The organism is Mycolicibacterium chlorophenolicum, assembly GCF_001044235.1.
In the GTDB taxonomy this organism is placed as follows: Bacteria; Actinomycetota; Actinomycetes; order Mycobacteriales; family Mycobacteriaceae; genus Mycobacterium; species Mycobacterium chlorophenolicum.
The window spans coordinates 287,978-314,678 of the sequence record NZ_JYNL01000064.1 but is presented as its reverse complement, the minus strand read 5'-3'; the positions used below and the strand labels follow the sequence as shown (position 1 = coordinate 314,678).

Annotated in this window: 27 protein-coding genes; 16 read left to right on the top strand and 11 right to left on the bottom strand. The window is 68.9% G+C overall.

Translation table 11 applies throughout. The features are described from left to right. The first annotated feature begins 162 nt into the window (after window positions 1-162). From MCHLDSM_RS23810 to MCHLDSM_RS23800, 3 genes are read left to right on the top strand one after another with little or no spacing between them, the layout of a single operon-like run. On the top strand, window positions 163-1,398 hold the full coding sequence (locus tag MCHLDSM_RS23810; protein WP_048420178.1) for an MMP alpha-(1->4)-mannosyltransferase: 1,236 nt from the start codon (window positions 163-165) through the stop codon (window positions 1,396-1,398). After that, window positions 1,392-2,117 carry a class I SAM-dependent methyltransferase gene (locus tag MCHLDSM_RS23805; RefSeq protein WP_048472281.1) on the top strand — a complete coding sequence of 242 codons (726 nt, stop codon included), beginning with the start codon at window positions 1,392-1,394 and terminating at the stop codon, window positions 2,115-2,117. The genes MCHLDSM_RS23810 and MCHLDSM_RS23805 overlap by 7 nt, the downstream gene beginning before the upstream one ends. Continuing rightward, on the top strand, window positions 2,110-3,174 hold the full coding sequence (locus MCHLDSM_RS23800; RefSeq protein ID WP_048472280.1) for an MMP endo-(1,4)-3-O-methyl-alpha-D-mannosidase: 1,065 nt from the start codon (window positions 2,110-2,112) through the stop codon (window positions 3,172-3,174). Before MCHLDSM_RS23805 ends, MCHLDSM_RS23800 begins: the two co-directional genes overlap by 8 nt. Here MCHLDSM_RS23800 and MCHLDSM_RS23795 read toward each other — a convergent pair. Next, window positions 3,171-3,833 carry a class I SAM-dependent methyltransferase gene (locus MCHLDSM_RS23795; protein WP_048472279.1) on the bottom strand — a complete coding sequence of 221 codons (663 nt, stop codon included), beginning with the start codon at window positions 3,831-3,833 and terminating at the stop codon, window positions 3,171-3,173. The genes MCHLDSM_RS23800 and MCHLDSM_RS23795 overlap by 4 nt on opposite strands. A gap of 53 nt (window positions 3,834-3,886) precedes the next feature. Here MCHLDSM_RS23795 and MCHLDSM_RS23790 point away from each other — a divergent pair, with 53 nt between their 5' ends. Then, window positions 3,887-4,456, top strand: coding sequence for a TetR/AcrR family transcriptional regulator (locus MCHLDSM_RS23790; protein WP_048420174.1), 570 nt, complete (start codon window positions 3,887-3,889; stop codon window positions 4,454-4,456). Here the strand turns inward: MCHLDSM_RS23790 and MCHLDSM_RS23785 are convergent. Genes MCHLDSM_RS23785 through MCHLDSM_RS23775 form a run of 3 tightly spaced genes read right to left on the bottom strand, consistent with a single transcriptional unit; the run spans window position 4,453 to window position 5,899 of the window. Continuing rightward, window positions 4,453-4,701, bottom strand: coding sequence for a hypothetical protein (locus tag MCHLDSM_RS23785; RefSeq protein ID WP_048472278.1), 249 nt, complete (start codon window positions 4,699-4,701; stop codon window positions 4,453-4,455). The two genes, MCHLDSM_RS23790 and MCHLDSM_RS23785, sit on opposite strands and share 4 nt — an antisense overlap. Beyond that, entirely contained in the window at window positions 4,701-5,420 is a 720-nt protein-coding gene (locus tag MCHLDSM_RS23780) for a sensor domain-containing protein (protein WP_082169051.1), read from the bottom strand. The genes MCHLDSM_RS23785 and MCHLDSM_RS23780 overlap by 1 nt, the downstream gene beginning before the upstream one ends. Next, entirely contained in the window at window positions 5,417-5,899 is a 483-nt protein-coding gene (locus MCHLDSM_RS23775) for an Rv2240c family protein (RefSeq protein WP_048472277.1), read from the bottom strand. The genes MCHLDSM_RS23780 and MCHLDSM_RS23775 overlap by 4 nt, the downstream gene beginning before the upstream one ends. A 385-nt stretch (window positions 5,900-6,284) precedes the next feature. Between MCHLDSM_RS23775 and MCHLDSM_RS23770 the strand changes: the two genes are divergently transcribed. The 3 genes from MCHLDSM_RS23770 to MCHLDSM_RS23760 all read left to right on the top strand — a co-directional run bounded on the left by MCHLDSM_RS23770 (window position 6,285) and on the right by MCHLDSM_RS23760 (window position 8,405). Further along, window positions 6,285-6,977 carry an MspA family porin gene (locus MCHLDSM_RS23770; RefSeq protein WP_048472276.1) on the top strand — a complete coding sequence of 231 codons (693 nt, stop codon included), beginning with the start codon at window positions 6,285-6,287 and terminating at the stop codon, window positions 6,975-6,977. Window positions 6,978-7,044: 67 nt separating this feature from the next. After that, on the top strand, window positions 7,045-7,749 hold the full coding sequence (locus tag MCHLDSM_RS23765) for an MspA family porin (RefSeq protein ID WP_048472275.1): 705 nt from the start codon (window positions 7,045-7,047) through the stop codon (window positions 7,747-7,749). Further along, window positions 7,746-8,405 (top strand): hypothetical protein, encoded by a 660-nt coding sequence (locus MCHLDSM_RS23760; protein WP_048472274.1) that lies wholly within the window; start codon window positions 7,746-7,748, stop codon window positions 8,403-8,405. The genes MCHLDSM_RS23765 and MCHLDSM_RS23760 overlap by 4 nt, the downstream gene beginning before the upstream one ends. Window positions 8,406-8,471: 66 nt before the next feature. Here MCHLDSM_RS23760 and MCHLDSM_RS23755 read toward each other — a convergent pair whose 3' ends face one another. Beyond that, entirely contained in the window at window positions 8,472-9,782 is a 1,311-nt protein-coding gene (locus tag MCHLDSM_RS23755; protein WP_131722688.1) for a hypothetical protein, read from the bottom strand. Between the two features lie 145 nt (window positions 9,783-9,927). Further along, window positions 9,928-10,512, bottom strand: coding sequence for a TetR/AcrR family transcriptional regulator (locus tag MCHLDSM_RS23750; RefSeq protein WP_048472272.1), 585 nt, complete (start codon window positions 10,510-10,512; stop codon window positions 9,928-9,930). 47 nt (window positions 10,513-10,559) lie between these two features. Between MCHLDSM_RS23750 and MCHLDSM_RS23745 the strand changes: the two genes are divergently transcribed. Then, the gene (locus tag MCHLDSM_RS23745; protein ID WP_048472271.1) at window positions 10,560-11,888 is read left to right on the top strand and encodes a cytochrome P450; all 1,329 of its coding nucleotides are present in this window, start codon (window positions 10,560-10,562) and stop codon (window positions 11,886-11,888) included. Window positions 11,889-11,901: 13 nt separating this feature from the next. Here MCHLDSM_RS23745 and msrA read toward each other — a convergent pair whose 3' ends face one another. Together msrA and msrB are read right to left on the bottom strand one after the other, a co-directional pair. Continuing rightward, window positions 11,902-12,411, bottom strand: coding sequence for a peptide-methionine (S)-S-oxide reductase MsrA (gene msrA / locus MCHLDSM_RS23740; protein WP_048420164.1), 510 nt, complete (start codon window positions 12,409-12,411; stop codon window positions 11,902-11,904). After that, window positions 12,408-12,887 carry a peptide-methionine (R)-S-oxide reductase MsrB gene (msrB, locus tag MCHLDSM_RS23735; RefSeq protein WP_048472270.1) on the bottom strand — a complete coding sequence of 160 codons (480 nt, stop codon included), beginning with the start codon at window positions 12,885-12,887 and terminating at the stop codon, window positions 12,408-12,410. Before msrB ends, msrA begins: the two co-directional genes overlap by 4 nt. A gap of 83 nt (window positions 12,888-12,970) precedes the next feature. Here msrB and MCHLDSM_RS23730 point away from each other — a divergent pair, with 83 nt between their 5' ends. Then, window positions 12,971-13,471, top strand: a complete 501-nt coding sequence (locus MCHLDSM_RS23730) for a nuclear transport factor 2 family protein (RefSeq protein WP_048472269.1) — start codon at window positions 12,971-12,973, stop codon at window positions 13,469-13,471. Then, window positions 13,468-14,490 carry an NAD-dependent epimerase/dehydratase family protein gene (locus MCHLDSM_RS23725; protein WP_048472268.1) on the top strand — a complete coding sequence of 341 codons (1,023 nt, stop codon included), beginning with the start codon at window positions 13,468-13,470 and terminating at the stop codon, window positions 14,488-14,490. Before MCHLDSM_RS23730 ends, MCHLDSM_RS23725 begins: the two co-directional genes overlap by 4 nt. A 2-nt stretch (window positions 14,491-14,492) precedes the next feature. On the opposite strand, the gene MCHLDSM_RS23720 is transcribed toward MCHLDSM_RS23725, so the two are convergent. Continuing rightward, a complete protein-coding gene (locus tag MCHLDSM_RS23720) occupies window positions 14,493-14,957 on the bottom strand; it encodes a DUF4262 domain-containing protein (RefSeq protein WP_048472915.1) in 465 nt (154 codons plus the stop codon). Window positions 14,958-15,004: 47 nt separating this feature from the next. Here MCHLDSM_RS23720 and MCHLDSM_RS23715 point away from each other — a divergent pair, with 47 nt between their 5' ends. The 4 genes from MCHLDSM_RS23715 to MCHLDSM_RS23700 all read left to right on the top strand — a co-directional run bounded on the left by MCHLDSM_RS23715 (window position 15,005) and on the right by MCHLDSM_RS23700 (window position 18,313). Next, window positions 15,005-16,378: an NAD(P)/FAD-dependent oxidoreductase gene (locus tag MCHLDSM_RS23715; protein WP_048472267.1), complete on the top strand. Its 1,374-nt coding sequence runs from the start codon at window positions 15,005-15,007 to the stop codon at window positions 16,376-16,378. Window positions 16,379-16,394: 16 nt separating this feature from the next. Beyond that, on the top strand, window positions 16,395-16,772 hold the full coding sequence (locus tag MCHLDSM_RS23710) for a DUF427 domain-containing protein (protein ID WP_048472914.1): 378 nt from the start codon (window positions 16,395-16,397) through the stop codon (window positions 16,770-16,772). Between the two features lie 9 nt (window positions 16,773-16,781). Next, window positions 16,782-17,693 (top strand): DNA-3-methyladenine glycosylase family protein, encoded by a 912-nt coding sequence (locus tag MCHLDSM_RS23705; protein WP_048472913.1) that lies wholly within the window; start codon window positions 16,782-16,784, stop codon window positions 17,691-17,693. 71 nt (window positions 17,694-17,764) lie between these two features. Further along, complete coding sequence (locus tag MCHLDSM_RS23700) at window positions 17,765-18,313, top strand: Dps family protein (protein WP_048472266.1); 549 nt, start codon at window positions 17,765-17,767, stop codon at window positions 18,311-18,313. 10 nt (window positions 18,314-18,323) lie between these two features. Here the strand turns inward: MCHLDSM_RS23700 and aqpZ are convergent, their stop codons facing one another. After that, window positions 18,324-19,103 (bottom strand): aquaporin Z, encoded by a 780-nt coding sequence (gene aqpZ, locus MCHLDSM_RS23695; RefSeq protein WP_048472912.1) that lies wholly within the window; start codon window positions 19,101-19,103, stop codon window positions 18,324-18,326. A 109-nt stretch (window positions 19,104-19,212) separates the two neighbouring features. Beyond that, window positions 19,213-20,013 carry a PaaI family thioesterase gene (locus MCHLDSM_RS23690; RefSeq protein ID WP_048472265.1) on the bottom strand — a complete coding sequence of 267 codons (801 nt, stop codon included), beginning with the start codon at window positions 20,011-20,013 and terminating at the stop codon, window positions 19,213-19,215. A gap of 632 nt (window positions 20,014-20,645) precedes the next feature. Between MCHLDSM_RS23690 and gltB the strand changes: the two genes are divergently transcribed. Together gltB and MCHLDSM_RS23680 are read left to right on the top strand one after the other, a co-directional pair. Next, complete coding sequence (gene gltB, locus MCHLDSM_RS23685) at window positions 20,646-25,229, top strand: glutamate synthase large subunit (RefSeq protein ID WP_048472264.1); 4,584 nt, start codon at window positions 20,646-20,648, stop codon at window positions 25,227-25,229. Then, the gene (locus MCHLDSM_RS23680) at window positions 25,222-26,688 is read left to right on the top strand and encodes a glutamate synthase subunit beta (RefSeq protein WP_048472263.1); all 1,467 of its coding nucleotides are present in this window, start codon (window positions 25,222-25,224) and stop codon (window positions 26,686-26,688) included. Before gltB ends, MCHLDSM_RS23680 begins: the two co-directional genes overlap by 8 nt. Window positions 26,689-26,701: the final 13 nt, after the last annotated feature.

Genomic DNA, 26,701 nt, shown 5'->3' with positions numbered 1-26,701 from the left:
TCGCGAGGGCGGACAGGACGGCCCACGCCGTTTGTGGTAGTCAGAGCTAGCGGACGCGTTGCATCAGCTAGCACGTCAAACTATAGTCTGGACACATGTCCAGGAGGGGTTCGGATTCCGTGCGTCACTCGATTCGACCAGCTCAGGACAGGTGAGCCGACCATGCGTATCGCCTTGCTGTCCTATCGGAGCAAGACCCACTGCGGAGGGCAGGGCGTCTACGTCCGACACCTGAGCCGCGGCCTGGTCGAACTGGGCCACGACGTCGAGGTCTTCTCCGGCCAGCCCTATCCCGGCGGTCTCGATCCCCGCGTACGGCTGACGAAGGTGCCCAGCCTCGATCTCTATCGCGAGCCGGATCCCTTCCGGATCCCGCGGCCCAGCGAGATCAAGACGACCATCGATCTCCAGGAGCTGTTGACCACCTGGACCGCCGGCTTCCCCGAGCCCAAGACGTTCAGCCTGCGCGTCGCGCGGCTGCTGGCCGAGAGGCGCGACGACTTCGACGTCGTCCACGACAACCAGTGCCTGGGCACCGGTCTGCTGACGATCGCCGCATCGGGCCTCCCGGTGGTCGCCACGGTGCACCACCCGATCACCCGTGACCGGGTGCTCGACGTCGCCGCCGCGACGTGGTGGCGCAAGCCCCTGGTCCGCCGGTGGTACGCGTTCGCCGAGATGCAGAAGGAGGTGGCCCGGCAGATCCCCGAGTTGGTGACCGTGTCGTCCACCTCCGCCGCCGACATCGCCGAGGACTTCGCCGTCGACCCGAGCCAGCTCCACGTCGTGCCGCTCGGGGTCGACACCCAGCTTTTCGGGCCGTCCGAGCACCGGGTGCGCAATCGCATCATCGCGATCGCCAGTGCCGACGTGCCCCTCAAGGGCGTCAGTCATCTCCTCCACGCGGTGGCGCGTCTGCGCGTGGAACGCGATCTCGAACTCCAGCTCGTCGCCAAGCTCGAACCCAACGGCCCGACCGAGAAGCTCATCGCCGAACTGGGGATCTCCGACATCGTGCACAGCTCCAGCGGACTGTCGGACACCGAACTCGCCGAACTCCTCGCCTCCGCCGATGTCGCCTGCATTCCCTCGCTCTACGAGGGATTCTCGTTGCCCGCGGTCGAGGCCATGGCGAGTGGAACACCGATCGTGGCCAGCCGGGCGGGCGCGCTGCCGGAGGTGGTGGGCGCCGACGGCGAATGTGCGCGCCTGGTGACCCCGGCCGACGTGGACGAGCTCACCGCGGTGCTGGGTGAGCTGCTCGACTCACCGCGGGAGTTGCGCAGACTCGGAGAGGCCGGGCGGCGACGCGCACTCGAGGTGTTCAGCTGGGAATCTGTTGCCGCACAGACGGTTGCGGTGTACGAACGAGCTCGGAAGAGGGTCGCCACATGCTGACCGTGGACTTCGACCGTCTCGGTGTGGGAGCGGGCACGAAGGTCATCGACGTCGGCTGCGGAGCGGGCCGGCACACCTTCGAAGCCTTCCGCCGCGGCGCCGACGTCGTCGGATTCGACCAGAACGCAGCGGATCTCAACGACGTCGACGCGATCCTGCATGCGATGGCCGAGCAGGGTGAGGCGCCGGCTTCGGCGAAGGCCGAAGCGGTCAAGGGCGACGCGCTCGATCTGCCCTACCCCGACGCCACGTTCGACTGCGTGATCGCTTCGGAGATCCTCGAGCACGTGCCCGAGGACGAGCGCGCGATCGCCGAACTGGTACGGGTGCTCAAACCGGGTGGCGCGCTGGCGATCACGGTGCCGCGCTGGCTCCCGGAGAGGATCTGCTGGGCCCTGTCGGACGAGTATCACGCCAACGAGGGCGGCCACATCCGGATCTACCGGGCCGACGAACTGCGCGACAAAGTGCTCGCCCACGGTCTTTCGTTGACCCACACCCATCATGCCCACGCACTGCATGCACCGTACTGGTGGCTCAAGTGCGCGGTCGGGACCGACAAGGACGATCATCCAGCGGTGACGGCCTACCACAAGCTGTTGGTGTGGGACATGATGAGCCGGCCCTGGCTGACCCGCACCGCGGAGTCGGCGCTCAACCCGCTGATCGGCAAGAGTGTGGCGCTGTACTTCAGGAAGCCCGCCGCGGCCGATGCCTGAGGTTCCCCACGTACCCGGCGTCTTCACGGCTGAGCAGTGCCTGCAAACTGCGGAATCCATTGCCGCGACGCAGGAATCCTCGGGCGCCATTCCGTGGTCTGCGGGCGGACACACGGATCCGTGGGATCACGTAGAGAACGCGATGGCGCTGACGGCGGCCGGCCTGCTCGAGCCGGCGCGGGCGGCGTTCGAGTGGTCGCGCACCACGCAGCGTCCGGACGGCACCTGGCCGATCCAGCTGCGCGACGGCGTGGTCGAGGACGCCAACAGCGACAGCAACTTCTGCGCCTACATCGCCACCGGTGTCTGGCATCACGTGCTGATCACCGGAGACCGGGCGTTCGCGACCACGATGTGGCCCGTCGTCTCCCGGGCCATCGACTTCGTCCTCGGCCTGCAGTCGGATACCGGCGAGATCGTTTGGGGCGCAAGCCCACACGGGAGTACCGAGGAAGCGCTGCTGACCGGGTGCGCGAGCATCTACCACAGCATCCGGTGCGCGCTGGCGCTCGCCGACCACGTCGGTGACCCGCAGCCCGAATGGGAGGTGGCCGTCGGCCGGCTCGGCCATGCCATCACCGACCACCCCGAGGCCTTCGTGGCCAAGGATCGCTGGTCGATGGAGTGGTACTACCCGGTTCTCGGCGGCGCGCTGCGCGGCCCCCGCGCGCACGCCCGGATCAGCGAGCGCTGGGACCACTTCGTGGTGCCCGGACTCGGGATCCGGTGCGTCGACGACCGTCCCTGGGTGACCGGAGCCGAAACCTGTGAGCTGGTGCTGGCGTTGGACGCGATCGGAGACCGCGCCCGCGCCCACGAACAGTTCGCGGCGATGCACCACCTGCGCGAGGAGGACGGCTCCTACTGGACGGGCCTGGTGTACGCCGATGACAAACGCTGGCCGGTGGAACGCACCACGTGGACGGGCGCGGCGGTGATCCTGGCCGCCGACGCGCTGTCATCGACCACGGCGGCCAGCGGGATCTTCCGGGGCGCGGACCTGCCGCGCGGCCTGGAAGCCGAGTACGACTGTGAGTGTGCGACCAGCGAGCGTTAAGCCGCGCCCAGCGTTCCCGACTGCCCGCTGACCCTTTCGAGCACCCGCATCGAACCGGTCGACAGCACCTCGCGGAAATCGCCGCACTCGAGCGCGCGCTGGTAGATGTGGAACGGCGCCTGCCCGCCGTCGGCCGGGTCGGGGAACACGTCGTGGATCACCAGTGCGCCGCCGACCTCGACCCACGGGGCCCAACCGGCGAAATCGCGTTGGGCCGCCTCCTCGGTGTGGCCGCCGTCGATGAACAAGAACCGCAACGGTGTTCGCCACCCGCGCGCCACGACCGGCGACCGGCCCACGATCGCGACCACATGATCGTCGAGGCCTGCGGCGTCGAGCGTGTGACGCAAGGTGGGCAGCGTGTCGAACAATCCGGTGACGGGATCGACCAGCGACGTGTCGTGGTATTCCCAGCCGGGCTGGTGTTCCTCCGAGCCGTGGTGGTGATCGACGGTGAACAGCAGTCCGCCGGTCTGCTGGGCGGCGGCACCCAGCATGACCGTGGATTTGCCGCAGTAGGTACCGATTTCGACGGCGACTCCGTCGCCCAGGTAGCGCACCGCGGTGTCGTAGAGGGTGCGGCCCTCGTCCGCGGGCATGAAGCCGGTGACGCGATCCGCGAGCTCGAACAGGGCCGCGGCGGTCGACGGAAGGTTCATGGCCCCCAACTTACCGTTGCTGGTCGCATCGGGTTGTAGTAGCGTCCGGACATGTGTCCGATCCGGCCTTGGAGTCGACGCGGCGGAGGCTGACGGCCAAACAGGCCGACACCGTGGACCGCCTGGGACGCGCCGCCGTGGACGTGCTCAGCCGTGAGGGATTCGCGGGACTCACCGTGCGCCGGGTGGCTGCCGAGGCCGGCGTGGGTGCCGCGACGGCGTACACCTATTTCTCGTCCAAGGAGCATCTGGTCGCCGAGGTGTTCTGGCGTCGTCTCGCCGGATCACCCTGCGCCGAGCATCAATCCGGCGACCCGGCGGTCCGGGTGATCGAAGTGCTCGGCCACATCTCGCTGCTCGTCGCCGACGAGCCCGAGTTCGCCGGCGCGGTGACCACCGCACTGCTGGGCAAGGATCCGGATGTCGAGGTGCTGCGGCTGCGCATCGGCCGCGACATCCGCGAGCGCCTGTCGGCCGCCGTGGGTCCCGACGCCGATCCGGCGGTCGTGGACACGCTGGAGATGCTGTACTCGGGCGCGCTGGTGCGCGCCGGTATGGGGTACGCCACGTACGAGGAGATCGCGCAGAAGCTGGAGAAGGCGGCGCGCCTGATGCTCGGCTAGCGCTCGTCCAGTCGTTGGACGAGCGCGGCGCACATCTCCCGTAACCTGGCCACCTCGCTCTGTTTGACCCGGATCAGTCGGCGGATGTTGCGTCCCCGCTCCGCCTTTCGGGCAGCAGGGGTGAGCCGTCGCAACTCGTTGCACCGTTCGACGATCTCGGTCTCGAGTGTCTGCCAGCGCGCCGCGAGCATCGTGAGGTAGTACTCGGCCTGGGCGTGGTTCGCGCCGTCGCGTGTCGTCTGCACTACTCGGCGGTCGGGACGTGCGACGCGATGCGGTCGGCGATCTCGCTCGCCTGGCTGACGTCGGTGGTGCGGGGCGCGCACGCCAGGACGTCGATGACCACATTCGTGCGCAGGGAGATCACATGCTCGCACGACGAGCTCGCCGTCCCGGCCGTGCGGCTGATCGGCATTCTCAGACGATCAGGCGCAGCGTCGAGTTCACCGCTGCGCCAACGGGGCAGCCTCTGATCGTTGAGCGTGATGTTGACCGTGTGGTTGGTGCACCTGGCCCACCGATCTGCGGACTGGGCGAGGAAGTCGCGCGCTGCGTCCTGTGTCGGATACGACGTGACGGACTGCACCACCGACGAGCGCCACTGGTCGTTGCCGGGAGCGCGGAGCAGTTGACGACGCACCGAACTCCAGGCCCCCGGAGTGTCCGGCGCGCCGTAGATGGCCGTCTCGCCCGGGTGCCAGACACCCAGACAGTTCAGGTTCGGCAGCAGATTGCGGTTGTCGTCCATCGCGGAGTTCACCGGGTCGGCGATCAGTGGTGCACCGTTCATCACCGACTGAATATCGCGGGGATCCAACAGAAGTCCGTTCAATGCCGAATCCGGGACGAGGTGCGACGCGGCCGGCTGCGGGGCCGGAGGCTGGCTGCAGCCGGCGGCGACAAGCGTCAGTGACACCGACCCGGCGCACAGCGCGGCCACGCGCAGGCGGCGGGCACGCGTCATGCGTGGGTACCCGCCGCGGCGCAGGCCTGCTGGGTGGCAACGGCGTCGTTGTTGAGCTCGTCGGCGGTCGCGTTCAAAGAGTCCCGCCCGCCGCGGAGACCCATCTTGATCAGGAGTTTGGTGGCGTCGACGGACCACTGACGCATCGGGTCGGCCACGGCCGGCGGCACGCCCGGGCCGTTGGCGGCCGCCATCGCGACCCCGGCTCCCTGCCGTAAAGCGGTGCGTCCCATCACATTGCTGCTCTCGACGGCGGGATCGGAATAGTCGACCGCGGCGAAGGCCTCGAGGGAGTCGGCGAAGTCGCCGTAGTACGTCGCGGTCGAGTCGAGCACCTCGGCGAACTGACCGCACGCCGCGACCGCGGCCGGGTCGGCGTTGTCGCTGCCCGGGGTGGCGACCTGTACGGGGGGCGCTGACGGATCGGCGACCGCATCAGCGGGTTGTGCCGAGGCGTGCGGAATCAGCAAAAAGCTCATCGTGATTGTGACACACCCCGTCAGTGACGCTTGCCCGATGCGAAATCCAGTTGGCACGTTCGTTCTCCGATCGATTCTTCAACGTGACGGTCACCCGCGAAAATCATGTTCTGCAACGGGTTTCACCGCCACAGTTCGTGGACTCAATGCGCTGAAGGTGAACGGATTGCGACGCCCAGGTAGACGGTGATGGTCTATTCATAGGTTTCCGCACATCTCACAGTGGTGCTCACAGTGTATTGCCAGCAAAGGTCCGCACTCGATAGAAGTCAGATCGAAGTGAGCAACCGTGCGTTTACCGAAAAGACACCCGGCCCATGGACGCTCTGCGGGTCAAAGGCGATAAGAACCCGTTCCACACACCACGAGAGGCGTCGTCAGACCAATGTTGAACCGCTATGTCACGCTCGCCGCTGCATGCCTGGCGGCGCCGGTATGGGCCGCGCCGATCGTCGCGGCGCAACCGGCACCCGCCAATCCAGGTGTACAGCCCGTCGCGGATGCGGCGCCGGCGCCGCCCCCGCCGCCCGACGGGGCAGTCCCTTCCGGCCCTCCCGGAATTCTCGACACACCTGACGGCTGGCACCTGGAAGTAGTGGGCAGCAACGAGACTCAGCTCCCTGTCGCGCCCTTGACCACGGCGATCTCGTCGCGCGAGTACCTGGTGAGCGGCACCTTCACCGGAAAGATCACCGGTCAGGGCAAGACGACGCTGGCCGGCGGGTCGATGGAGGCCGGTGAGCAGATCGGCTGCGGCATCATCTCCGACGAGGAGGAGATCAACCCGGGCGCGAGCATCACGCCCAGCATCGGCATCCCGTTCACGGGCAACCCGGCGTTCGGCGCATCGCTCAGCCTCCAGGGCAAGGTCTACCTGAAGCCCGGCACCGTGACCACCGTGGCTCTGGACAAGAAGTCTTTCAAGGGCACCTCGACCCGCATCACGCTGACGGGCGTGCGGGTCAAGACCGATCAGTGCGCGGGTCAGTCCTTCATCCGCTCCTACGCCACCCTGACCAGCTCGACCGACAACACCGACGACGTCGTCACCTATCTCGGCGTGACGAAGGCGGTGTAGGCCCACCCGGATTCGTTCGTCACGACAGACTTCGCTCACCGAAAGACTTTGAGAGGCCTCTGCATTTATGAAGAAGAAGTTGCTCGCGCTGGCCGCCGCCGGCCTTGTTCTCCCGGCCTTCGCGGTGCCCACCGCGCTCGCCCAGCCCGCTCCGCCCGCCCCACTTCCGCCTCCGGTCGACGGAGCGCCGCCGCCGGATGCCGGACCGCCGCCGGACAACGGCATCGTCGCGTCCGCGCCGCCCGGGACGGTCATGTCGCCCGACGGATGGCAGCTCACTGTCGCCGCCACCAATGAGACGCAGCTGCCCATCGCCCCGCTGACCACCGCGGTGTCCTCGCGCGAGTACCTGGTGGGTGGCACCTTCGTGGGAACGGTCACCGGATCGGGCAAGACGAAGCTCAACGGCGGTGTGCTCGAGGCCGGTTACCAGATCGGCTGCGGTATCGAGCTCGGTCAGGTTCGCCTGATCGGTTCCGTCGGCGTCGGCACCTCGGGCTCGACGATCACCGGCGGTCTGATCCCGACCGGCGTGAACTTCCCGATCTCCGGCACGCTCGAGATCCACCTCAAGCCGGGCACGGTGAACCAGGTGTCGGTGGACAAGAAGTCGTTCAAGGCCGCTCCGGCCCGCGTGACGCTCAAGGACGTGCACATCAAGGTGGACGGCTGTGCGGGACAGTCGTTCCTGCGGTCCTACGCGACGCTGACGAGCTCGACGACCGACACCGACGACGTCGTGGCGTACTACGGCGTCACGAAGTCCGTATGACACGTGTGATCCGGCAGGCACCGGCGGCGCTTCTCGCCGCCGGTGCCGCTGTCGTCTTCGCCGCTGTTGCCCACGCACAGCCGCCGGCGCCGCCGGAGCCACTCCCGCCCGCCCCTGCGCCGGCACCTCCGCCTCCGCAGGGCCCCGTCATTCCGGTGATCGGCGCGCCCCTGGGCCCCGAAGGCTGGAACATGCTCGCCCAGGCGGGGCAACCCGCTGCTCCGGGAATGCTGGGCGCTCCAGCGATTTCCGGCATCGACCGCACCACGGTTCTGGGGCAGAATGCGGTGCCCTCAGCGCCGGGTGTCGGCCCGGGCGTGCCGCCGAATCTGCGAGCCTTCAACAACGCTTACGGGGTGCCGCAGAACGTGGTTCCGGCCGCACCGGGGCAGGGGCAGCAGTTCGACGTGGCGCCGGGCGACGAGAACGCGGACGTGAACGGCCGGACCTGGCTGGGCCGCTACTACGACCTGGCGGTCGACGGGCGCTTGCACGGGGCGCTGCTCAACCAGGTGCCGCAGGAGCAGCTGGGGCAGCCCCTTCCGGGGACGGCGCCTCCGCCGGGAACCAACATCCCCCCGGGGCTCGTGCAGTTCCTGCCGCCACCGCCGGATCCGGCTCCGGCGCCGCTGCCGGTGACCCCACCGCCGGCCTGAGTCCCGCTCCACGGCAACGAAATCGGCCCCTACCGTAACCGGTAGGGGCCGATCTCGTGGGGAGGGTCAGGCGGCGTCGGCGCCGCTGTCGGTCTCCGGCTTGCGGTGCTTGCCGCCCGTGCTCTCGGCCGCACCGGTCTTGTCGCCGGCGGGCTTGCCGAGCCGGTGCTTCGGCGCAGTCGGTGCCTCACCGGTGTCGGTGCCGGCCTCGGCGCCGGTCTCGGCCTCGGACATCGGCGCAGGCGTCGACGCCGACTCCTGCGCGGGTGTGGTGTCCGTGCCCTTGTCGGAGTCCGTGCTCGCCGACTCGTCCTTGGCCGCCTTCTTCGCGGCGATCCTTTCCTTCCACGTCTCCCTGTGGGGGGTGGCGTCGCTCGCCGTGTCGTCCTGGTCCTGGGCGGCGGTCAACAGGTTGGGGGTTCCTCCGAGGACGTTCGCCGAAGGCGATTCGGCTGCAAGGAGATTGGGTGTCTCCTTCGCGTTGGTGGCCATGGCAGTCGCGCCGCCGCCGAAGACCTGCTGGATCAGGTCCTTGTCGTAGGCGATCTCGGACTTGATGGCGGTGCTGATTCCCGGGATGGCGCTCTTGAGGTTGTTCTGGACCTGCGTGATGTAGGCCGGGATGTCGTCGGGCTTGTTCGCGATGACGTAGGTGAGGATCGAGAACGGCAGCGACACCAGCTGGATTCCGGCGTTGACGGCCTTGCCGACCGCGATCGAGATGTTCGCGACGTTGTGATACGGGGCGGTGAGCAGCTTGAGAACTGCCAGGCCCGTGTCGGTGGCGTCGGCCGTGACCGCGGAAGGCGCCGAGACGTTGTCCACCGCCGCTGTCGCCGTATTCTGCGCGTTCCCTCCGAAGATCTGCTGGATCAGATCCTTGTCGTACGCGATCTCGGACTTGATCGCGGCGCTGATCCCGGGGAGCGCGCCCTTGAGGTTGTTCTGGACCTGCGTGATGTAGCCCGGGATGTCGTCGGGCTTGTTCGCGATGACGTAGGTGAGGATCGAGAACGGCAGCGACACGAACTGGATTCCGGCGTTGACGGCCTTGCCCACCGCGATCGAGATGCTCGCGAAGTTGTGGTACGGAGCCGACAGCAGCTTCAGCAGCAGCAACCCGGAGTCCTCACCCGAGAGTGACGCCATCGTGTCGACAGCGCCGGCCAGCGTGGCCGGGTCCGTGGGGGCTACGGGAGTGACGAGAGCCCGCGCCGAGGCCGGAAGCGGGTCGAAGGATGTCACCGAAGCCGAGAGCTCCACGGGCATCGAGGATTGCGTGATGACGGAGTGGTGGGGAGTCGGAGTCATGGCCGGGGCCGCCAGGCAGGCTGCCGAGACGAGCGCCACGAGAGGTTTGCCAATGGACGAATGCATACGGTCGCCTTCGAAAGGGGTGTGAGGACGGTGGAAATGTACGGGGCGCGCGCATGGTCAGCCCGAACGCTCAGCGGCACAGAGGTTCTGACCAGTTGAACGGACGGTGACTTTCCTGGCAATCACCGTGCACGTCGTCGACCTGTCAGTCCGGTGGCGGTGCGACCAGCGCGGTGGCCGCGGCCACCGCCGGCTCGGTGATGCCCGCGACGTCGCGTCCTTCTTCGACGAAGAACGCCGTCAGTTCCCGGAGGCCGCCGAGCAGGATCAGCGCGATCGGCGGCGATACCGGTGTCAGGCCGGCACGCTGGAAGCCCGGGTTCTCGGTCACTGTCACGAGCAGTTCGGTGAGATCGCTCATCACCTGCCGGTTGAGGGGCCTCGCCACCACACCCAGAGCCGGGGCCTCGCGGATCCAGCACAGCGTGATCGCCGGCCGGGCCCGGATGTGCGCGACGTAGGCGTCGACGGCCGAGCGGATCTGGGTGTGCCAGTCGTCGTCGGGGACGACGGCGGCGCGGATGCCGTCGATGAGGTCACTGTTGTTGCGGCGAAGCAGTTCGATGAGGCACTGCTCCTTACCGGCGAACTGCTCGTAGAACGTGCGCTTCGACGTGCGCGCATGCCGCACGATGTCGGCCACCGTGGTGTCCCGGTAGCCGCGCTCGACGATGGAGGCGGTCAGCCCGTCGAGCAGGCGGTCCCCTGTCAGCACCGGCGTCTCGGTCATGTCCTCACCCTTGCGTCCCCGTGGTACCAACCGGTACCGTACCGGACATGACTGTGGTACACCGCAGTACCACGCCGCTGTCCGCGGCGCGGCTGCCACCGAGTCCCGCCATCCCCCGTTCCCTGCAGGGCGTCGCCTTCTCCGTCTCGCGGAAATGGACGGTGCGCCAGATCGCGCGCCGCTGCGGCGACGTGTTCACCATGACCATCCCCGTCTTCGGCCGCACCGTGATCGTCGCCGATCCCGGCCTGGCCAAACAGGTGTTCATGGCCAACCCCGACGAGGTCGTCAACATCCAGCCGAACCTGTCGCGCGTTCTCGGGCCGGGTTCGGTGTTCGCCCTCGACGGCACCGACCACCGGCTGCGCCGCAAACTGCTGACGCCTCCGCTGCACGGCAAGAGCATCAAGAACTACGAGCGCATCTTCGAAGAGGAGACCCTGCGCGAAGCCGAGAGTTGGCCCGACGGTGAGCCTTTCGAGACGCTCGAGCCGATGATGCGGATCACGCTGAACGTGATCCTGCGTGCGGTCTTCGGTGCGGACGGCGCGCATCTGGACGAGCTGCGCCGCAGCATCCCGCCGTGGGTGACGCTCGGGTCGCGGCTGGCGGTGCTCCCGATGCCGTCGCGGACCTACGGCCGCTTCACCCCGTGGGGCCGGCTCGCGCAGTACCGCAAGCGCTACGACGAGATCATCGGCCGGCTCATCGACGCCGTGCTGGCCGACCCGAACCTGGACACCCGCGACGACGTCCTCTCCCTGCTGCTGCGCAGCACCTACGAGGACGGTTCGACGATGTCGCGCCAGGATGTCGGCGACGAGCTGCTCACACTGCTGGCCGCCGGCCACGAGACCACCGCCGCCACGCTGGGATGGGCCTTCGAACGCATCACGCGGCACCCCGAGGTGCTGTCGCGGCTGGCCGCTGAGGCCGACACCGACGACAACGAATACCGGCAGGCGACGCTCCTCGAGATCCAGCGCACCCGCACGATCATCGACTTCGCCGGCCGGCACGTGCAGGCGCCGACCTTCGAGCTGGGCGACTGGGTGATCCCGCAGGGCTACTCGATCCTGGTGGCCATCGCGCAGATGCACCGCCGGACCGACGAGTTCCCGGACCCGGACCGCTTCGACCCGCAGCGCTTCGTCGGGCAGCGGCCGCCGACCTTCGCGCACATCCCGTTCGGCGGCGGCACCCGGCGATGCGTCGGCGCCACCTTCGCCAACGTCGAGATGGACGTCGTGCTGCGAACGGTGCTGCGGCACTTCGTGATCGAGCCGACGACCGCGCCTGCGGAGAAGTCGCACTTCCGCGGTGTCGCGCACACGCCGAAGGACGGCGGACGCATCGTGGTGCGCCGCCGCCCCTAGCCGTTCGCTCGCGTCAGACCTGGGTGCGCTTCGGCAGTTTCCAGCCCGGCCGCGGGAAATGGCAGGTGTAGCCGTTCGGGTAGTGCAGCAGGTAGTCCTGATGCTCCGGCTCGGCCTCCCAGAAGTCGGGTGCCGGGCTGACCTCGGTGACCACCTTGCCGGGCCACAGTCCCGAGGCGTCGACATCGGCGATCGTGTCGAGCGCGACCTCGCGCTGCTCGTCGTCGACGTAGAAGATCTCGGATCGGTAGCTGCTCCCGACGTCGTTGCCCTGACGGTTCTTCGTCGTCGGATCGTGGATCTGGAAGAAGAACTCGAGCAGCGCGCGGTAGTCGGTCTGCGCCGGGTCGTAGACGATCTCGACGGCCTCGGCGTGACCCGGATGGTTGCGATAGGTGGGGTGGTCGTTCTGCCCGCCCGTGTAGCCGACGCGGGTGGACACCACGCCGGGCTGCCTGCGGATCAGATCCTGCATGCCCCAGAAGCAGCCACCGGCCAGCACGGCCCGCTTGTATTCGCTCACGCTTGCTCCTCATCGGCGGTCGAGTTGTCAGTGTCGGTGAACAATCCACGGTACTGCTCGTATCCCTGCTCGGAGAGTTCGTCGAGGTGGACGAAGCGCAGCGCCGCGGAGTTGATGCAGTAGCGCAGTCCGCCGTCGGCGCGGGGGCCGTCGGTGAACAGATGCCCGAGGTGGCTGTCGCCGTGCGCGGAGCGCACCTCGGTGCGGATCATCAGATGCGAGAAGTCACGCTTCTCACGGACGTTGGCCGTCTCGATCGGCCGGGTGAAACTCGGCCAGCCGGTGCCGCTGTCGAACTTGTCGACCGACGCGAACAGCGGTTCGCCGGAGACGACGTCGACGTAGATGCCGGGTTCGTGGTTGTCCCAGTACTCCCCGGTGAACGGCCGCTCGGTGCCGTTGCGCTGGGTGACGTGATACTGCTCGGGCGATAGGCCGTCGACCGCTTTCGGGTTCTTGTTGTACACCTTCGACATAGTGCTTCTGTAACGGTCTGGGCTGCGCATTTAATCCCGACGGCCCTCGACAACAGCGGGTAGAACGTGTTCTAGTTCATGTCGTGACGGGCAGTGCTTTCTCGCGCGAGGAACTCGCGGACGAGTTCGCCGAGTTCGAGCGGACGGTCGACCGCGCGGCGACGACGCGCGACTGGGACCCCTGGGTCGAGCAGTACACCGACGACGTCCTCTACATCGAGCACGCGGCGGGCACGATGCGCGGACGCGAGGAGGTGCGACCGTGGATCTGGAACACCATGGAGACGTTCCCCGGTAATCACATGACGGCGTTCCCGTCGCTGTGGAAGGTGTTCGACCCCGACACCGGCCGCGTCATCTGCGAACTGGACAACCCGATGCGCGACCCGGGCGACGGCACCATCATCAGCGCCACCAACATCTCGATCGTCACCTACGCCGGTGACGGCAAATGGCGCCGCCAGGAGGACATCTACAACCCGCTGCGGTTCGTCAGGGCGACGCTGAAGTGGTGCGCGAAGGCGCACGAGCTCGGCACCCTGCCCGACGAGGCGGCTGAGTGGATGGCCCGGGTGGGCAAGTGACCGGATCTTCTCCCGTCGCTCCGGTGCTGGTGATCGGCGCCAACGGCTACCTGGGCAGCCACGTCACCCGCCACCTCGTGGAGGCGGGACAGGACGTCCGGGTGATGGTGCGCGAGGGCGCGAACACCCGGGGCATCGACGGGCTGGCCGTCACCCGGTTCACCGGCGACATCTGGAACGCCGAGGTGCTGCGCGAGGCGATGATCGGCTGCGGCGTCGTCTACTACTGCGTCGTCGACACCCGCGGCTGGCTGCGCGACCCGGCGCCGCTGTTCCGCACCAACGTCGACGGCACCCGCCACGTCCTCGACATCGCCACCGAACCGGCCGTCGCCGCCGGGCTGCAGAAGTTCGTCTTCACCAGCAGCTATGCGACGGTCGGGCGGCGACGCGGTCACACCGCCACCGAGGACGACGTGATCGTCGACAAGGGTCTGACCCCCTACGTGCGCTCGCGGGTGCAGGCCGAGAACCTGGTGATGGAGTACGTGCGCACGCGCGGGCTGCCCGCCGTCGCGATGTGCGTGTCCACCACCTACGGTGCGGGGGACTGGGGCCGGACCCCGCACGGCGCCATCATCGCCGGTGCCGCGTTCGGCAAGCTGCCGTTCGTGATGGGCGGGATCCAGCTCGAGGCGGTCGGCATCGACGACGCCGCTCAGGCGCTGCTGCTGGCCGCCGAGAAGGGTCGCGTCGGTGAGCGGTATCTGATCTCGGAGAAGATGATCTCCAACGCCGAGGTGGTGCGGATCGCGGCCGAGGCCGCGGGCGTCCCCGCTCCGGCGAAGACCATGCCCCTGCCGCTGTCGTACGCGATGGCCGCACTGGGCAGTCTCAAGGCCCGGCTCACGGGGACCGATCAACGCCTCTCGCTGGACTCCATGAGGCTGATGCGCGCCGAGGCGCCCGTCGACTGCACCAAGGCGGAGCGGGAACTGGGCTGGCAGCCGCGACCGGTCGAGGAATCGATCCGCGAGGCGGCGAAGTTCTGGGTCGGTCTCCGCGCCGCCCGGCGCTGAGCTCAGGCGACGCGCGACCGCAGCCCGAGCACCGGCTGCCGCCGCCACCCGTCGCAGAACGTCGGCGACCACGGCCAGCGCCCGCGACCATCCGCCCATACGGCCTGCAGCACCCGGATGGGTCCCTCGGCATGTCTCACGGCCCAGCCACAGTGCACGTCCGGGTGGTCCACCTCGACCAACTCGACGAGCGGGCCGTTGTCGATCGTCACCAGGTCGCCGGGATTCCACCGCACGCCCTGCCGAATCCCGACGGCCATCGCCCCCAGCAGGCGCAGCGCCCGTGGCGCCGACACGCTGGTCACCATCAGTTCGGGCAGGCTCTCATCCGACAGCCCGACCGTGTACGCGAACGGCATGGTGTCCTCGACGTACTGGATCGTCCACCCGTTCCTGAGCACCTTCTCGCGCAGGACGTTCAGATAGTCCTGCCGGGTCGCGGTGGGGTGATCGCAGAGCCAACACATGCGGACAGCCTGCACCCGCACACCGACATCGCCGGTGCTGCCACAATCTGTCGGTGCGCAACGGTGAGATCTCCCATTGGTTCGACGGCCTGCCGACGCCGAGGGCGCCCCTGCCGGGCAGTCGCGACGCGGACGTGTGCATCGTCGGCGCCGGCTACACCGGACTGTGGACGGCGTACTACCTGAAGAAGGCCGACCCGAGTCTGCGCATCATCGTGCTGGAGGCGCGCTTCGCCGGGTTCGGCGCATCGGGGCGCAACGGCGGCTGGCTGTCGGGGCTGGTGCCCGGGGACCGTGAGCGGATGGCCCGTCAGTACGGCCGCGACGGGGTGGTGGCGTGGCAGCGTGCTCTCAACGAGGCCGTCGACGAGGTCATCGACGTGGCCGCCCGGGAAGGCATCGAGGCGGGCATCGTCAAGGGCGGGACGCTGGAGGTGGCCCGCAACCGCGCCCAGGCCGGCCGACTGGCCGCCGCGGCGGCGGCCGAGCGCAGCTGGCAGGTCGACGGTATCGCGGAGTTGTCCAAAGACGAAGCGGCGCAACGCATTCGGCTGAGCGATGTGGTGGCGGCCTACCACAACCCGCACTGCGCCCGGATCCAGCCCGCCGCGCTGGTCCGCGGGCTGGCCGACACCGTCGCCGCGCTGGGCGTGGACATCTACGAACGCTCGCCGGTCCTCGAGATCGCGGCGGGACGGGCGGTCACGCCGCGCGGCACCGTCAGCGCGCCCGTGGTGCTGCGCGCCACCGAGGGATTCACCGCGGGCCTGCCCGGGCTCAAACGCCGCTGGCTGCCGATGAACAGTTCGATGATCGCCACCGACCCGATCCCGGCCGAGGTGTGGGACGAGATCGGCTGGCAGTGCCGGGAGACGCTCGGCGACACCGCTCACGGCTTCTTCTACGCGCAGCGCACGGTCGACGACCGCATCGCGATCGGCGGGCGCAGCGTCCCGTACCGGTTCGGCTCCCGCACCGACCGCGACGGCCAGGTGCCCGCGCGCACGATCGCGGCGCTGACCGCGACGCTGCGCACGGTGCTGCCGCAGGTGGCCGGCATCGGGATCGCGCACGGCTGGTGCGGGGTGCTCGCCGTGCCGCGCGACTGGGAGGCGACCGTCGACTTCGACCGGGGCAGCGGGCTGGGCTGGGCCGGCGGCTACGTCGGGCACGGCGTCACCGCCACCAACCTCGCCGCCCGCACGCTCGCCGACCTGGTGCTGGGCCGGGCGACGCCGCTGACAGAACTGCCGTGGGTGGGGCACCGGTCGAAGAACTGGGAGCCCGAGCCGCTGCGCTGGCTCGGTGTGCGCGGCATGTATCTGGCCTACAAGGCAGCCGACTGGCACGAGGGCCGCGGCCGTGCCCGGACCTCGCCCATCGCGGTGGTCGCCGACAAGATCGCCGGGCGCCCGCACTGAGCGTTCAATGGTGGGTATGACCGACCGACCTGTGCTCCAGCCGTCCAGCACCCATCCGATCACCGTCGAGCCCACCGGCCGACACGTCGTCGTCCTGGTCGACGGTGACGTCGTCGCCGAGACCGACGCCGCGCTGACGCTGCAGGAGGGGAGTTACCCGGCCGTGCAGTACATCCCGATCGCGGACGTCGTGCCGGACCGGCTGGTCCGCAGCGACACCGCGACCTACTGCCCGTTCAAGGGCGACGCCGCCTACTACCACCTGCGCACCACCGGCGGCGGCACGGTCACCGACGCGGTCTGGACCTACGAGCAGCCCTATCCCGCGGTGGCCGCCATCGCCGGCCACGTGGCGTTCTATCCGGACAAGGCCGATGTCCGGGTGCAGCCCTAGGCTGTGCGCGTGCACAGTGCGGCCAGCGTCGTGTTCGCCGGCCCGGCGAGCCCGGGGCTGACGCTCGCGCCGCTGCGCCGGGGCCGCGCCGACCCCTGCCATCACGACGCCCCCGACGGCGCGATCTGGCGCACCAGCCTGCTCGCGAGCGGTCCCGTCACCGCCCGCCTCACCCGGGACGCCGTCGACACCGTCAGCTGCGAAGCCTGGGGTCCCGGCGCCGCCGAGTTCACCGACACCCTGCCCGCCCTGCTCGGCGCCGACGACGACACCGCCGGGTTCGACCCGCAGGAACCGACGATCGCGCGCGCCCATCAGCGGGTGCCGCACCTGCGGCTCGGCCGTACCGGGCGCGTGCTGGAGGCGCTGGTACCGGCCGTCCTCGAGCAACGGGTGTACGGCAAGGACGCCCGCCGCGCCTGGCGCCGGCTGGTCGGCAAGTACGGCGCGCCCGCGCCGGGGCCGGCTCCGGCGCACATGCGGGTGCCCCCGACGGCCGAGGCGTGGCGGCGTGTGCCGTCGTGGGAGTTCCACCTGGCCAACGTGGACCCGGGCCGGGCCCGCACCATCGTCGGGTGTGCGCAGCGGGCCGACGCGCTCGAACGTCTGGTGCGCCGGTCTCCCGAGGCGGCCCGGGCGGCGCTGATGACGCTGCCAGGTGTCGGGGTGTGGACGGCCGCGGAGGTCGCGCAGCGCGCGTTCGGCGACGCCGACGCGCTGTCGGTGGGGGATTACCACCTGTCGACGATGGTGGGCTGGAGCCTGCTCGGTCACCCCATCGACGACGACGAGATGGTGGCGCTGCTGGCGCCGCTGGCGCCGCACCGGCACCGGGCGGTCCGGTTGCTGGAAGCCAGTGGCCTGGCGGTGAATCCGCGGTTCGGGCCGCGCGCCGCGATCCCGAATCTGGCCGAAATGTGACGTCCGCCAAAGGGGATTATCGCGCCGACGGCACGGGTACACCTCGCGGGAACAACGCGAAGGAGCCAAACATGAGTGCATTCACCGTGCCCGGACTGTCCGACAAGCAGGGCGCCGAGGTGGCCGAACTCCTGCAGAAGGCGCTGAGCCGCTACAACGATCTGCACCTCACCCTCAAGCACGTGCATTGGAATGTGGTGGGGCCCAACTTTATCGGCGTGCACGAGATGATCGATCCGCAGGTGGAGCTGGTGCGCGGGTACGCCGACGAGGTCGCCGAGCGCATCGCGGCCCTCGGCGCGTCACCGCAGGGCACCCCCGGCGCGATCCAGAAAGACCGCACCTGGGACGACTACTCCGTCGGCCGCGACACGGTCCAGGCGCACCTGGCCGCACTGGATCTCGTCTACGTCGGCGTCATCGAGGACACCCGCAAGAGCATCGAGAGGTCCGGAGAGCTCGACCCCGTCACCGAGGACATGCTGATCGGGCACGCGGGCGAACTGGAGAAGTTCCAGTGGTTCGTCCGGGCGCACCTGGAGAACGCGGGCGGTCAGCTCGCCAACGAGGGCGCCAGCACCGAGAAGAGCGCGGCCAGTAAGGCCAAGAAGAACTCCTGACGCCGCGTCGTCAGTGCTCGGGGGTTCCGCCGGGGAGCGCGTCGTCACGCACAGGGCGTTCGGCGAGTTCCTCGGCGGTGCCGAACAGATACGGGTAGGCGACGCCCGCGATCGCCGCACCGATCAACGGCGCCACCCAGAACACCCACAGTTGCGCCGGAGCGCCGTCGGCGTTGAAGAAGGCGACGCCGGTGGAGCGGGCCGGGTTCACCGAGGTGTTGGAGATCGGGATCGAGATCAGGTGGATCAGCGTCAGCGTCAACCCGATCGACAGCCCCGCGAAACCCTTGGGTGCGCGATCGTCGGTCGAGCCGAGGATGACCAAGAGGAACACGAAGGTCAGCAGGACTTCGGCGATCAGCACCGCCACCAGCGAGTAGCCGCCGGGCGAGTGGGCGCCGTACCCGTTGGCCGCCATGTTGCCCGTCGCTGAGAAGCCCTCGCGGCCGCGGGCGATCGCATAGATCGCCGCGCCGGCGACCAGTCCGGCGACCACCTGCGTGATCCAGTAACCGGGCAACGCCTTCCACTCCACCCGTTTGGCCAGCGCCGCGCCCAGCGTCACCGCCGGGTTGAAGTGACCGCCGGAGATCGTGCCGAACGCATAGACCCCGGTGAGGACCGTCAACCCGAACGCGAGCGCGACGCCGACGAAGCCGATCCCCAGGGAGACGCCGTCGTCGGACAGGAACTTCGCGGCGAAGACGGCACTGCCACACCCGCCGAACACCAGCCAGAACGTTCCGATGAATTCCGCTGCGAGCCGGTGCAGCATCGTCGGTGGACGCATCGTGGCCCCCTTCCGCTCGGTGGTGGGCTCCACGGTGACACCCCGCGGTGCGCATCGGGGTCGGCGTGTCCGAACTGATGCGTTAGCGCAACGGCGGCTCCACCGCAGGTCAGCGGTAACCGGTCAGCCGCGCCAGCAGCGCGGTCCGGCCGTCGGCGCCCACCGCCGTCGCCTCGGCCACGCCGCTGCCGCGGCCGGCGTGCAATGCCCTGGCGGCGTAGTGGGCCTCCCCGCCGCCGTGGAACGGGCGCAGGAAGTTCACCCGCAGCGACGCCGTGTGGAATGCGGCGCCCGCGGCCCGGTGTAGCGCCGCGGCCCCGACCAGCTCGAGCCCCGTCGACGACACCCCGCCGTGCACCGCGCCCACCGCATTGTTCAGCACGGGATCGTCGTTCTGCGTCAAAGCGCTTCCAGCACTGCCTGTTTCAGCGATCTCGACGGCCATCAGGTCGGCCAGCCGATTGCCGGGCCGTGATCCCGACGCGGCGTCGGGCCAGGTGACGAGATCCGCGGGGGCGGCGATGTAGAACGAGCGCACCGTCGCGGTGGCCACGACGACGTCCTGCACGCTGAGGTCGCAGAGCGCGAGAGCGGTGCCGCTCTTCTGCCCGAAGGGGCGCGCGACACCGACCACCGGCACATCGGGTGCGGCCGCGATGGCCTCCGCGGCGCCGGGGGCGAACTCCACGGCCAGCTCGCTGGACACCGTCCACTCCCCGGTGCCGCGGCGCAGATGGTTGACGACGCCGCCGATGTGGTCGACCAGCATGGCCAGCGGGGCGACAGTGGCCTCACCGGTGCACGGGTTGGTCAGACCGGCCACCGGGATCGACGCCACACAGCGGTCCGCGCCTTCGTGGGTGGTGTCGATACCGAAGCGGCCCAGCGGGGTGTTCAACGGATGGGGCACTCCAGCAGCCTGACTGCTCCGTCCCGCGTCGGTACCCCTCGGGGGTATGCGCACGAGAGACACCGATCCGGGCCGGCTCGCTCCGCGAGCACCAAAAGAGCTGTGCATCAACGCTATCGGGCACACATACCGCCGACGGATCACCGGCGCCTCCGACGCTGCGGTTTGCTCGGCGCCGACATGGCCGCTCTCAGCGGGCGGCAGGGGAATTCTAAGAATCCGGCGAGGCTTTCTGCAAATGCCGGACGGTCCTTTGGCGCACTACACGGCCATTTATCCGGTCGGTAGCAAATTCCTACTCGAGGTGTGGTCTGTCTGTGATCTGCCTCTCATCCGGCCCCCGGAGTTGTTGCCGGGGTGAAAGACCGCCCACGGCAACGTTATTCGACTGTGATCTGACGGCGCCCCGCGCCGACACCCCATTCGTCCGGCGAACTGGCTTAGGGCGCACTAAGTTGGCATGTCAGGGCACCTTTGTCATATCGTTTTCACCACTTGTGGCGCGTGGAAAAAGGGCCGTCGTTCAGTGCTGCACGAAGGTCCCTCCGCCGCCGCCCCGGCTAACGCTCTCGTCAACGGTTGCCGTTCGTGAACGCTCCGCCGAGGTCTGTGAAGAAATAAGGTAGGTGGGAATGGCGCCCAGTCCACAGGGCCTGTACAACCCCGCGTTCGAGCACGACGCGTGCGGCGTGGCGATGGTGGCCGACATGCACGGACGCCGCAGCCGCGACATCGTCGAGAAGGCCATCACCGCGCTGCTCAACCTCGAGCACCGAGGCGCCCAGGGCGCCGAGCCGAACACCGGCGATGGTGCAGGCATCCTGCTCCAGGTGCCGGACGAGTACTTCCGCGCGGTCGTGGACTTCGACCTTCCCGAACCGGGTAGCTACGCCACCGGCATCGCCTTCCTGCCGCAGTCCTCGAAGGACGCCGCGACGGCGTGCGAGTCGGTCGGCAAGATCGCCGAAGCCGAAGGTCTGCGGGTGCTCGGTTGGCGCGAGGTGCCCACCGACGAATCCTCGCTGGGCGCTCTGGCCCGCGACGCGATGCCCACGTTCCGGCAGGTCTTCCTCGCCGGCGCCTCCGGCATGGACCTCGAGCGGCGCGCCTACGTCGTGCGCAAGCGCGCCGAACACGAACTCGGCACCAAGGGTCCCGGTCAGGACGGCCCCGGTCGCGAGACGGTGTACTTCCCAAGCCTTTCCGGTCAGACGTTCGTCTACAAGGGCATGCTGACCACGCCGCAGCTCAAGGCGTTCTACCTCGACCTGCAGGACCAGCGGCTCACCAGCGCGCTCGGTATCGTGCACTCCCGGTTCTCCACGAACACCTTCCCGTCCTGGCCGCTGGCCCACCCGTTCCGCCGGGTGGCCCACAACGGTGAGATCAACACCGTCACCGGCAACGAGAACTGGATGCGCGCCCGCGAGGCGCTGATCAACACCGACGTGTTCGGATCGGGTCAGGATCTCGACAAGATCGTGCCGGTGTGCACCCCCGGAGCCTCGGACACCGCCCGCTTCGACGAGGTGCTCGAGCTGCTCCACCTCGGCGGCCGCAGCCTGCCGCACGCCGTGCTGATGATGATCCCGGAGGCCTGGGAGCGGCACGAGTCGATGGACCCGGCGCGCCGGGCGTTTTACCAGTACCACGCATCCCTGATGGAGCCCTGGGACGGCCCGGCGTCGGTGTGCTTCACCGACGGCACCGTCATCGGCGCGGTCCTGGACCGCAACGGGCTGCGCCCGTCCCGCATCTGGGTCACCAGCGACGGACTGGTCGTGATGGCCTCGGAGGCCGGCGTCCTCGACGTCGACCCGGCCAAGGTCGTGCAGAAGATGCGGCTGCAGCCCGGCCGGATGTTCCTGGTCGACACCGCGCAGGGCCGGATCGTCTCCGATGAGGAGATCAAGGCTGAGCTGGCCGCCGAGCATCCCTACCAGGAGTGGCTCGACGCCGGGCTGTTCCAGCTCGAGGAACTGCCGCCCGGTGACTACGTGCGGATGCCGCACCACCGCGTCGTGCTGCGGCAGCAGATCTTCGGCTACACCTACGAGGAGCTCAACCTGCTGGTCGCCCCGATGGCGCGCACCGGCGCCGAGGCGCTGGGCTCGATGGGCACCGACACCCCGATCGCCGTGCTCTCGTCGCGGCCCCGGGTGCTCTACGACTACTTCCAGCAGCTGTTCGCGCAGGTCACCAACCCGCCGCTGGACGCGATCCGGGAAGAGGTTGTCACCAGCCTGGCCGGCACCGTCGGCCCGGAGGGCGACCTGCTCAACCCCGACGCCGAGTCCTGTCGGCAGATCGCGCTCTCGCAGCCGATCCTGCGCAACGCGGAGCTGTCGAAGCTGATCTGCGTCGACCCCGACCACGAGATCCGCGGCCACAAGCACGGCATGCGGGCCGCGGTGATCCGCTGCCTCTACCCGGTCAACCGCGGCGGCCAGGGCCTCAAGGAAGCTCTGGACAACGTGCGCGCCAAGGTCTCGGCCGCCATCCGCGACGGCGCCCGCATCATCGTGCTCTCCGACCGCGAGTCCAACGAGCAGATGGCGCCGATCCCGTCGCTGCTGTCCGTCGCCGCGGTGCACCACCATCTGGTCCGCGACCGGACCCGCACCAAGGTCGGTCTCGTCGTGGAGGCCGGTGACGCCCGCGAGGTGCACCACATGGCGTGCCTGGTCGGCTTCGGCGCCGCCGCGATCAACCCGTACATGGCCTTCGAGTCGATCGAGGACATGGTCGACCGCGGCGTCATCACCGGCATCAGCAGTGACCAGGCCAAGGCCAACTACGTCAAGGCCGCCGGCAAGGGCGTGCTCAAGGTGATGTCGAAGATGGGCATCTCCACGCTGGCGTCCTACACCGGCGCGCAACTGTTCCAGGCCATCGGCATCAGCCAGAAGCTGCTCGACGAGTACTTCACCGGGCTGTCCTGTCCGGTCGGCGGTATCGATCTCGACGACATCGCCGCCGACGTCTCGGCCCGCCACACGCTGGCCTACCTCGACCGTCCCGACGAGTGGGCGCACCGCGAACTCGAGGTCGGCGGTGAGTACCAGTGGCGTCGCGAGGGCGAATACCACCTCTTCAACCCCGACACCGTGTTCAAGCTGCAGCACTCCACCCGCACCGGTCAGTACGAGGTGTTCAAGGAGTACACGAAGCTGGTCGACGACCAGAGCGAGCGGATGGCCTCGCTGCGTGGGCTGCTCAAGTTCCGTGAGGGCGAGCGCCCGCCGGTGCCGATCGACGAGGTCGAACCGGCCACCGAGATCGTCAAGCGGTTCTCCACCGGCGCGATGAGCTACGGCTCGATCTCCGCCGAGGCGCACGAGACGCTGGCGATCGCGATGAACCGCCTTGGCGGACGGTCGAATTCGGGTGAGGGCGGCGAGGCGGTCTCCCGTTTCGACCGCGATGAGAACGGCGACTGGCGGCGCAGCGCGATCAAGCAGGTCGCCTCCGGCCGGTTCGGCGTCACCAGCCACTACCTGACCAACTGCACCGACATCCAGATCAAGATGGCCCAGGGCGCCAAACCCGGTGAGGGCGGCCAACTCCCGGGGCACAAGGTGTACCCGTGGGTGGCCGAGGTGCGGCACTCCACGCCCGGCGTCGGGCTGATCTCCCCGCCGCCGCACCACGACATCTACTCGATCGAGGATCTCGCGCAGCTGATCCACGACCTGAAGAACGCCAACCCGCAGGCACGGGTGCACGTGAAGCTGGTCTCCGAGAACGGCGTGGGAACGGTCGCGGCCGGTGTGTCCAAGGCGCACGCCGACGTCGTGCTGATCTCCGGGCACGACGGCGGCACCGGCGCCACCCCGCTGACGTCGATGAAGCACGCGGGCGCGCCGTGGGAGCTCGGCCTGGCCGAGACCCAGCAGACGTTGCTGCTCAACGGACTTCGCGACCGCATCGTGGTGCAGGTCGACGGACAGCTCAAGACGGGCCGCGACGTCGTCGTCGCCGCGCTGCTCGGCGCCGAGGAGTTCGGGTTCGCCACCGCACCGCTGGTGGTGTCGGGCTGCATCATGATGCGCGTCTGCCACCTCGACACCTGCCCCGTCGGCGTGGCCACCCAGAACCCCGTGCTGCGCCAGCGCTTCAACGGCAAGCCGGAGTTCGTGGAGAACTTCTTCCTGTTCATCGCCGAGGAAGTCCGCGAACTGATGGCGCAGTTGGGCTTCCGCACCGTCAACGAGATGGTGGGCCAGGTGGGCGCGCTCGACACCGCGCGGGCCGCCGAGCACTGGAAGGCCCACAAGCTGGACCTCGCGCCGGTGCTGCACGAGCCGGACTCGGCGTTCATGAACCAGGACCTGTACTGCAGTTCCCGTCAGGACCACGGTCTGGACAAGGCACTCGACCAGCAGCTGATCGTGCAGTGCCGCGAGGCGCTCGATTCCGGCTCCCCGGTGCGTTTCTCGACGAAGATCGCCAACGTGAACCGCACCGTGGGCACGATGCTCGGCCACGAGGTCACCAAAGCCTATGGTGGCCAGGGTCTCCCGGACGGAACGATCGACATCACCTTCGAGGGCTCGGCCGGCAACAGCTTCGGCGCGTTCGTGCCCAAGGGGATCACGCTGCGCGTCTACGGCGACGCCAACGACTATGTAGGCAAGGGCCTGTCGGGTGGACGCATCGTGGTGCGCCCGCCGGACGGTGCGCCGGCCGACTACGTCGCCGAGGACAACATCATCGCCGGCAACGTCGTGCTGTTCGGCGCGACCAGCGGCGAGCTGTTCCTGCGCGGTCAGGTCGGCGAGCGGTTCGCGGTCCGTAACTCCGGCGCCCACGCCGTCGTCGAGGGCGTCGGCGACCACGGGTGCGAGTACATGACCGGCGGCCGGGTGGTCATCCTCGGCCCCACCGGGCGTAACTTCGCCGCGGGCATGTCTGGCGGCATCGGCTACGTGTACGACCCCGACGGCGCGCTGCCCGACAACCTCAACGCAGAGATGGTCGCGCTCGAGAGCCTCGACGACGACGACGTCGAGTTCCTGCGCGGCATGATCACCGCGCACGTCGACGCCACCGATTCTGCGGTGGCGCAACGGATCCTGGCCGACTGGGGCACCCAGCTCGGTCACTTCACCAAGGTGATGCCGCGCGACTACAAGCGTGTGTTGCAGGCCATCGCCGATGCCGAACGCAACGGAGACGATGTGAACGAGGCGATCATGGCGGCCGCAAGTGGCTGATCCGCGCGGCTTCATGAAGTACACCCACCGCGAGACCCCGCCGCGGCGGCCCGTCGACCTGCGGTTGCGGGACTGGAAAGAGGTCTACGAGGAGTTCCCCGAGGATCATCTGCAGATCCAGGCCTCGCGCTGCATGGACTGCGGAATCCCGTTCTGCCACAACGGCTGCCCGTTGGGCAACCTGATCCCGGAGTGGAACGACCTGGTTCGCACCGACCGCTGGCGCGACGCCATCGAGCGGTTGCACGCGACCAACAACTTCCCGGAGTTCACCGGGCGGCTGTGCCCGGCGCCGTGCGAGGGGTCGTGTGTGCTGGGCATCAACCAGGATCCCGTGACCATCAAGCAGGTCGAGGTCGAGATCATCGACAGGGCCTTCGCCGAAGGCTGGGTCGTGCCGCTGCCTCCGGACCGGCTGACGGGCAAGAAGGTGGCCGTCGTCGGATCGGGACCCGCGGGACTGGCTGCGGCTCAACAGCTCACCCGGGCCGGCCACGACGTCACGGTGTTCGAGCGCGACGACCGCATCGGCGGGCTGCTGCGCTACGGCATCCCCGAGTTCAAGATGGAGAAGCGCCACATCGACCGGCGCCTGGAGCAGATGCGGGCCGAGGGCACGCAGTTCCGCACCGGCGTCAACGTCGGGGTCGACATCACGGCCGCGCAGCTGCGCTCCGAGTTCGATGCCGTCGTGCTGGCCGGGGGCGCCACCGCCCGTCGTGACCTGCCGATCCCCGGCCGCGACCTGGCGGGCATCCACCAGGCGATGGAGTACCTGCCGTGGGCCAACCGCGTCCAGCTCGGCGACCCGGTCGTCGACGACGACGGCCAGCCGCCGATCACGGCCAAGGGCAAGAAGGTCATCATCATCGGCGGCGGTGACACCGGCGCCGACTGTCTGGGCACCGCGCACCGTCAGGGTGCCGAGCACGTGCACCAGTTCGAGATCATGCCGCGCCCGCCGGAGACCCGTGCCGATTCCACCCCGTGGCCGACGTACCCGCTGATGTACCGCGTGACCTCCGCGCACGAGGAGGGTGGCGATCGGGTCTACTCGGTGAACACCGAGGAGTTCTACGGCGAGGACGGCCGCGTGACGGGGCTGCGCGGCTACGAGGTCGAGATGAAGGCCGGCAAGTTCGAGAAGGTCGAGGGCACCGACTTCGACATGGACGCCGACCTGGTACTGCTCGCGATGGGCTTCACCGGCCCTGAACGGGAAGGTCTGCTGACCGACCTCGGTGTCGAGATCAACGAGCGCGGCAACGTCGGGCGTGACTCGGTGTTCGCCACCTCGGTGCCCGGCGTGTACGTCGCCGGCGACATGGGGCGCGGGCAGTCGCTGATCGTCTGGGCGATCGCCGAGGGCCGCGCGGCCGCGTCGGCGGTCGACAAGTACCTGATGGGGCACACGGCGCTGCCGGCGCCGATCAAGCCGACGGCCGTCCCTCAGCGCTAGGCATTTTCGACGC

Excerpts from the sequence above, each read along its gene's own strand:
- MCHLDSM_RS23770 (WP_048472276.1), top strand. The coding sequence starts at position 6,285 with ATGTTGAACCGCTATGTCACGCTCGCCGCTGCATGCCTGGCGGCGCCG.
- MCHLDSM_RS23710 (WP_048472914.1), top strand. The coding sequence starts at position 16,395 with ATGACCGACCGACCTGTGCTCCAGCCGTCCAGCACCCATCCGATCACC.
- MCHLDSM_RS23800 (WP_048472280.1), top strand. The coding sequence starts at position 2,110 with ATGCCTGAGGTTCCCCACGTACCCGGCGTCTTCACGGCTGAGCAGTGC.
- MCHLDSM_RS23765 (WP_048472275.1), top strand. The coding sequence starts at position 7,045 with ATGAAGAAGAAGTTGCTCGCGCTGGCCGCCGCCGGCCTTGTTCTCCCG.
- MCHLDSM_RS23795 (WP_048472279.1), bottom strand. The coding sequence starts at position 3,833 with ATGAACCTTCCGTCGACCGCCGCGGCCCTGTTCGAGCTCGCGGATCGC.
- MCHLDSM_RS23745 (WP_048472271.1), top strand. The coding sequence starts at position 10,560 with ATGACTGTGGTACACCGCAGTACCACGCCGCTGTCCGCGGCGCGGCTG.
- MCHLDSM_RS23805 (WP_048472281.1), top strand. The coding sequence starts at position 1,392 with ATGCTGACCGTGGACTTCGACCGTCTCGGTGTGGGAGCGGGCACGAAG.
- MCHLDSM_RS23760 (WP_048472274.1), top strand. The coding sequence starts at position 7,746 with ATGACACGTGTGATCCGGCAGGCACCGGCGGCGCTTCTCGCCGCCGGT.
- MCHLDSM_RS23775 (WP_048472277.1), bottom strand. The coding sequence starts at position 5,899 with ATGAGCTTTTTGCTGATTCCGCACGCCTCGGCACAACCCGCTGATGCG.
- aqpZ (WP_048472912.1), bottom strand. The coding sequence starts at position 19,103 with ATGCGTCCACCGACGATGCTGCACCGGCTCGCAGCGGAATTCATCGGA.
- MCHLDSM_RS23780 (WP_082169051.1), bottom strand. The coding sequence starts at position 5,420 with ATGACGCGTGCCCGCCGCCTGCGCGTGGCCGCGCTGTGCGCCGGGTCG.
- MCHLDSM_RS23720 (WP_048472915.1), bottom strand. The coding sequence starts at position 14,957 with ATGTGTTGGCTCTGCGATCACCCCACCGCGACCCGGCAGGACTATCTG.
- MCHLDSM_RS23750 (WP_048472272.1), bottom strand. The coding sequence starts at position 10,512 with ATGACCGAGACGCCGGTGCTGACAGGGGACCGCCTGCTCGACGGGCTG.
- msrB (WP_048472270.1), bottom strand. The coding sequence starts at position 12,887 with ATGTCGAAGGTGTACAACAAGAACCCGAAAGCGGTCGACGGCCTATCG.
- MCHLDSM_RS23755 (WP_131722688.1), bottom strand. The coding sequence starts at position 9,782 with ATGCATTCGTCCATTGGCAAACCTCTCGTGGCGCTCGTCTCGGCAGCC.
- gltB (WP_048472264.1), top strand. The coding sequence starts at position 20,646 with ATGGCGCCCAGTCCACAGGGCCTGTACAACCCCGCGTTCGAGCACGAC.
- MCHLDSM_RS23700 (WP_048472266.1), top strand. The coding sequence starts at position 17,765 with ATGAGTGCATTCACCGTGCCCGGACTGTCCGACAAGCAGGGCGCCGAG.
- MCHLDSM_RS23810 (WP_048420178.1), top strand. The coding sequence starts at position 163 with ATGCGTATCGCCTTGCTGTCCTATCGGAGCAAGACCCACTGCGGAGGG.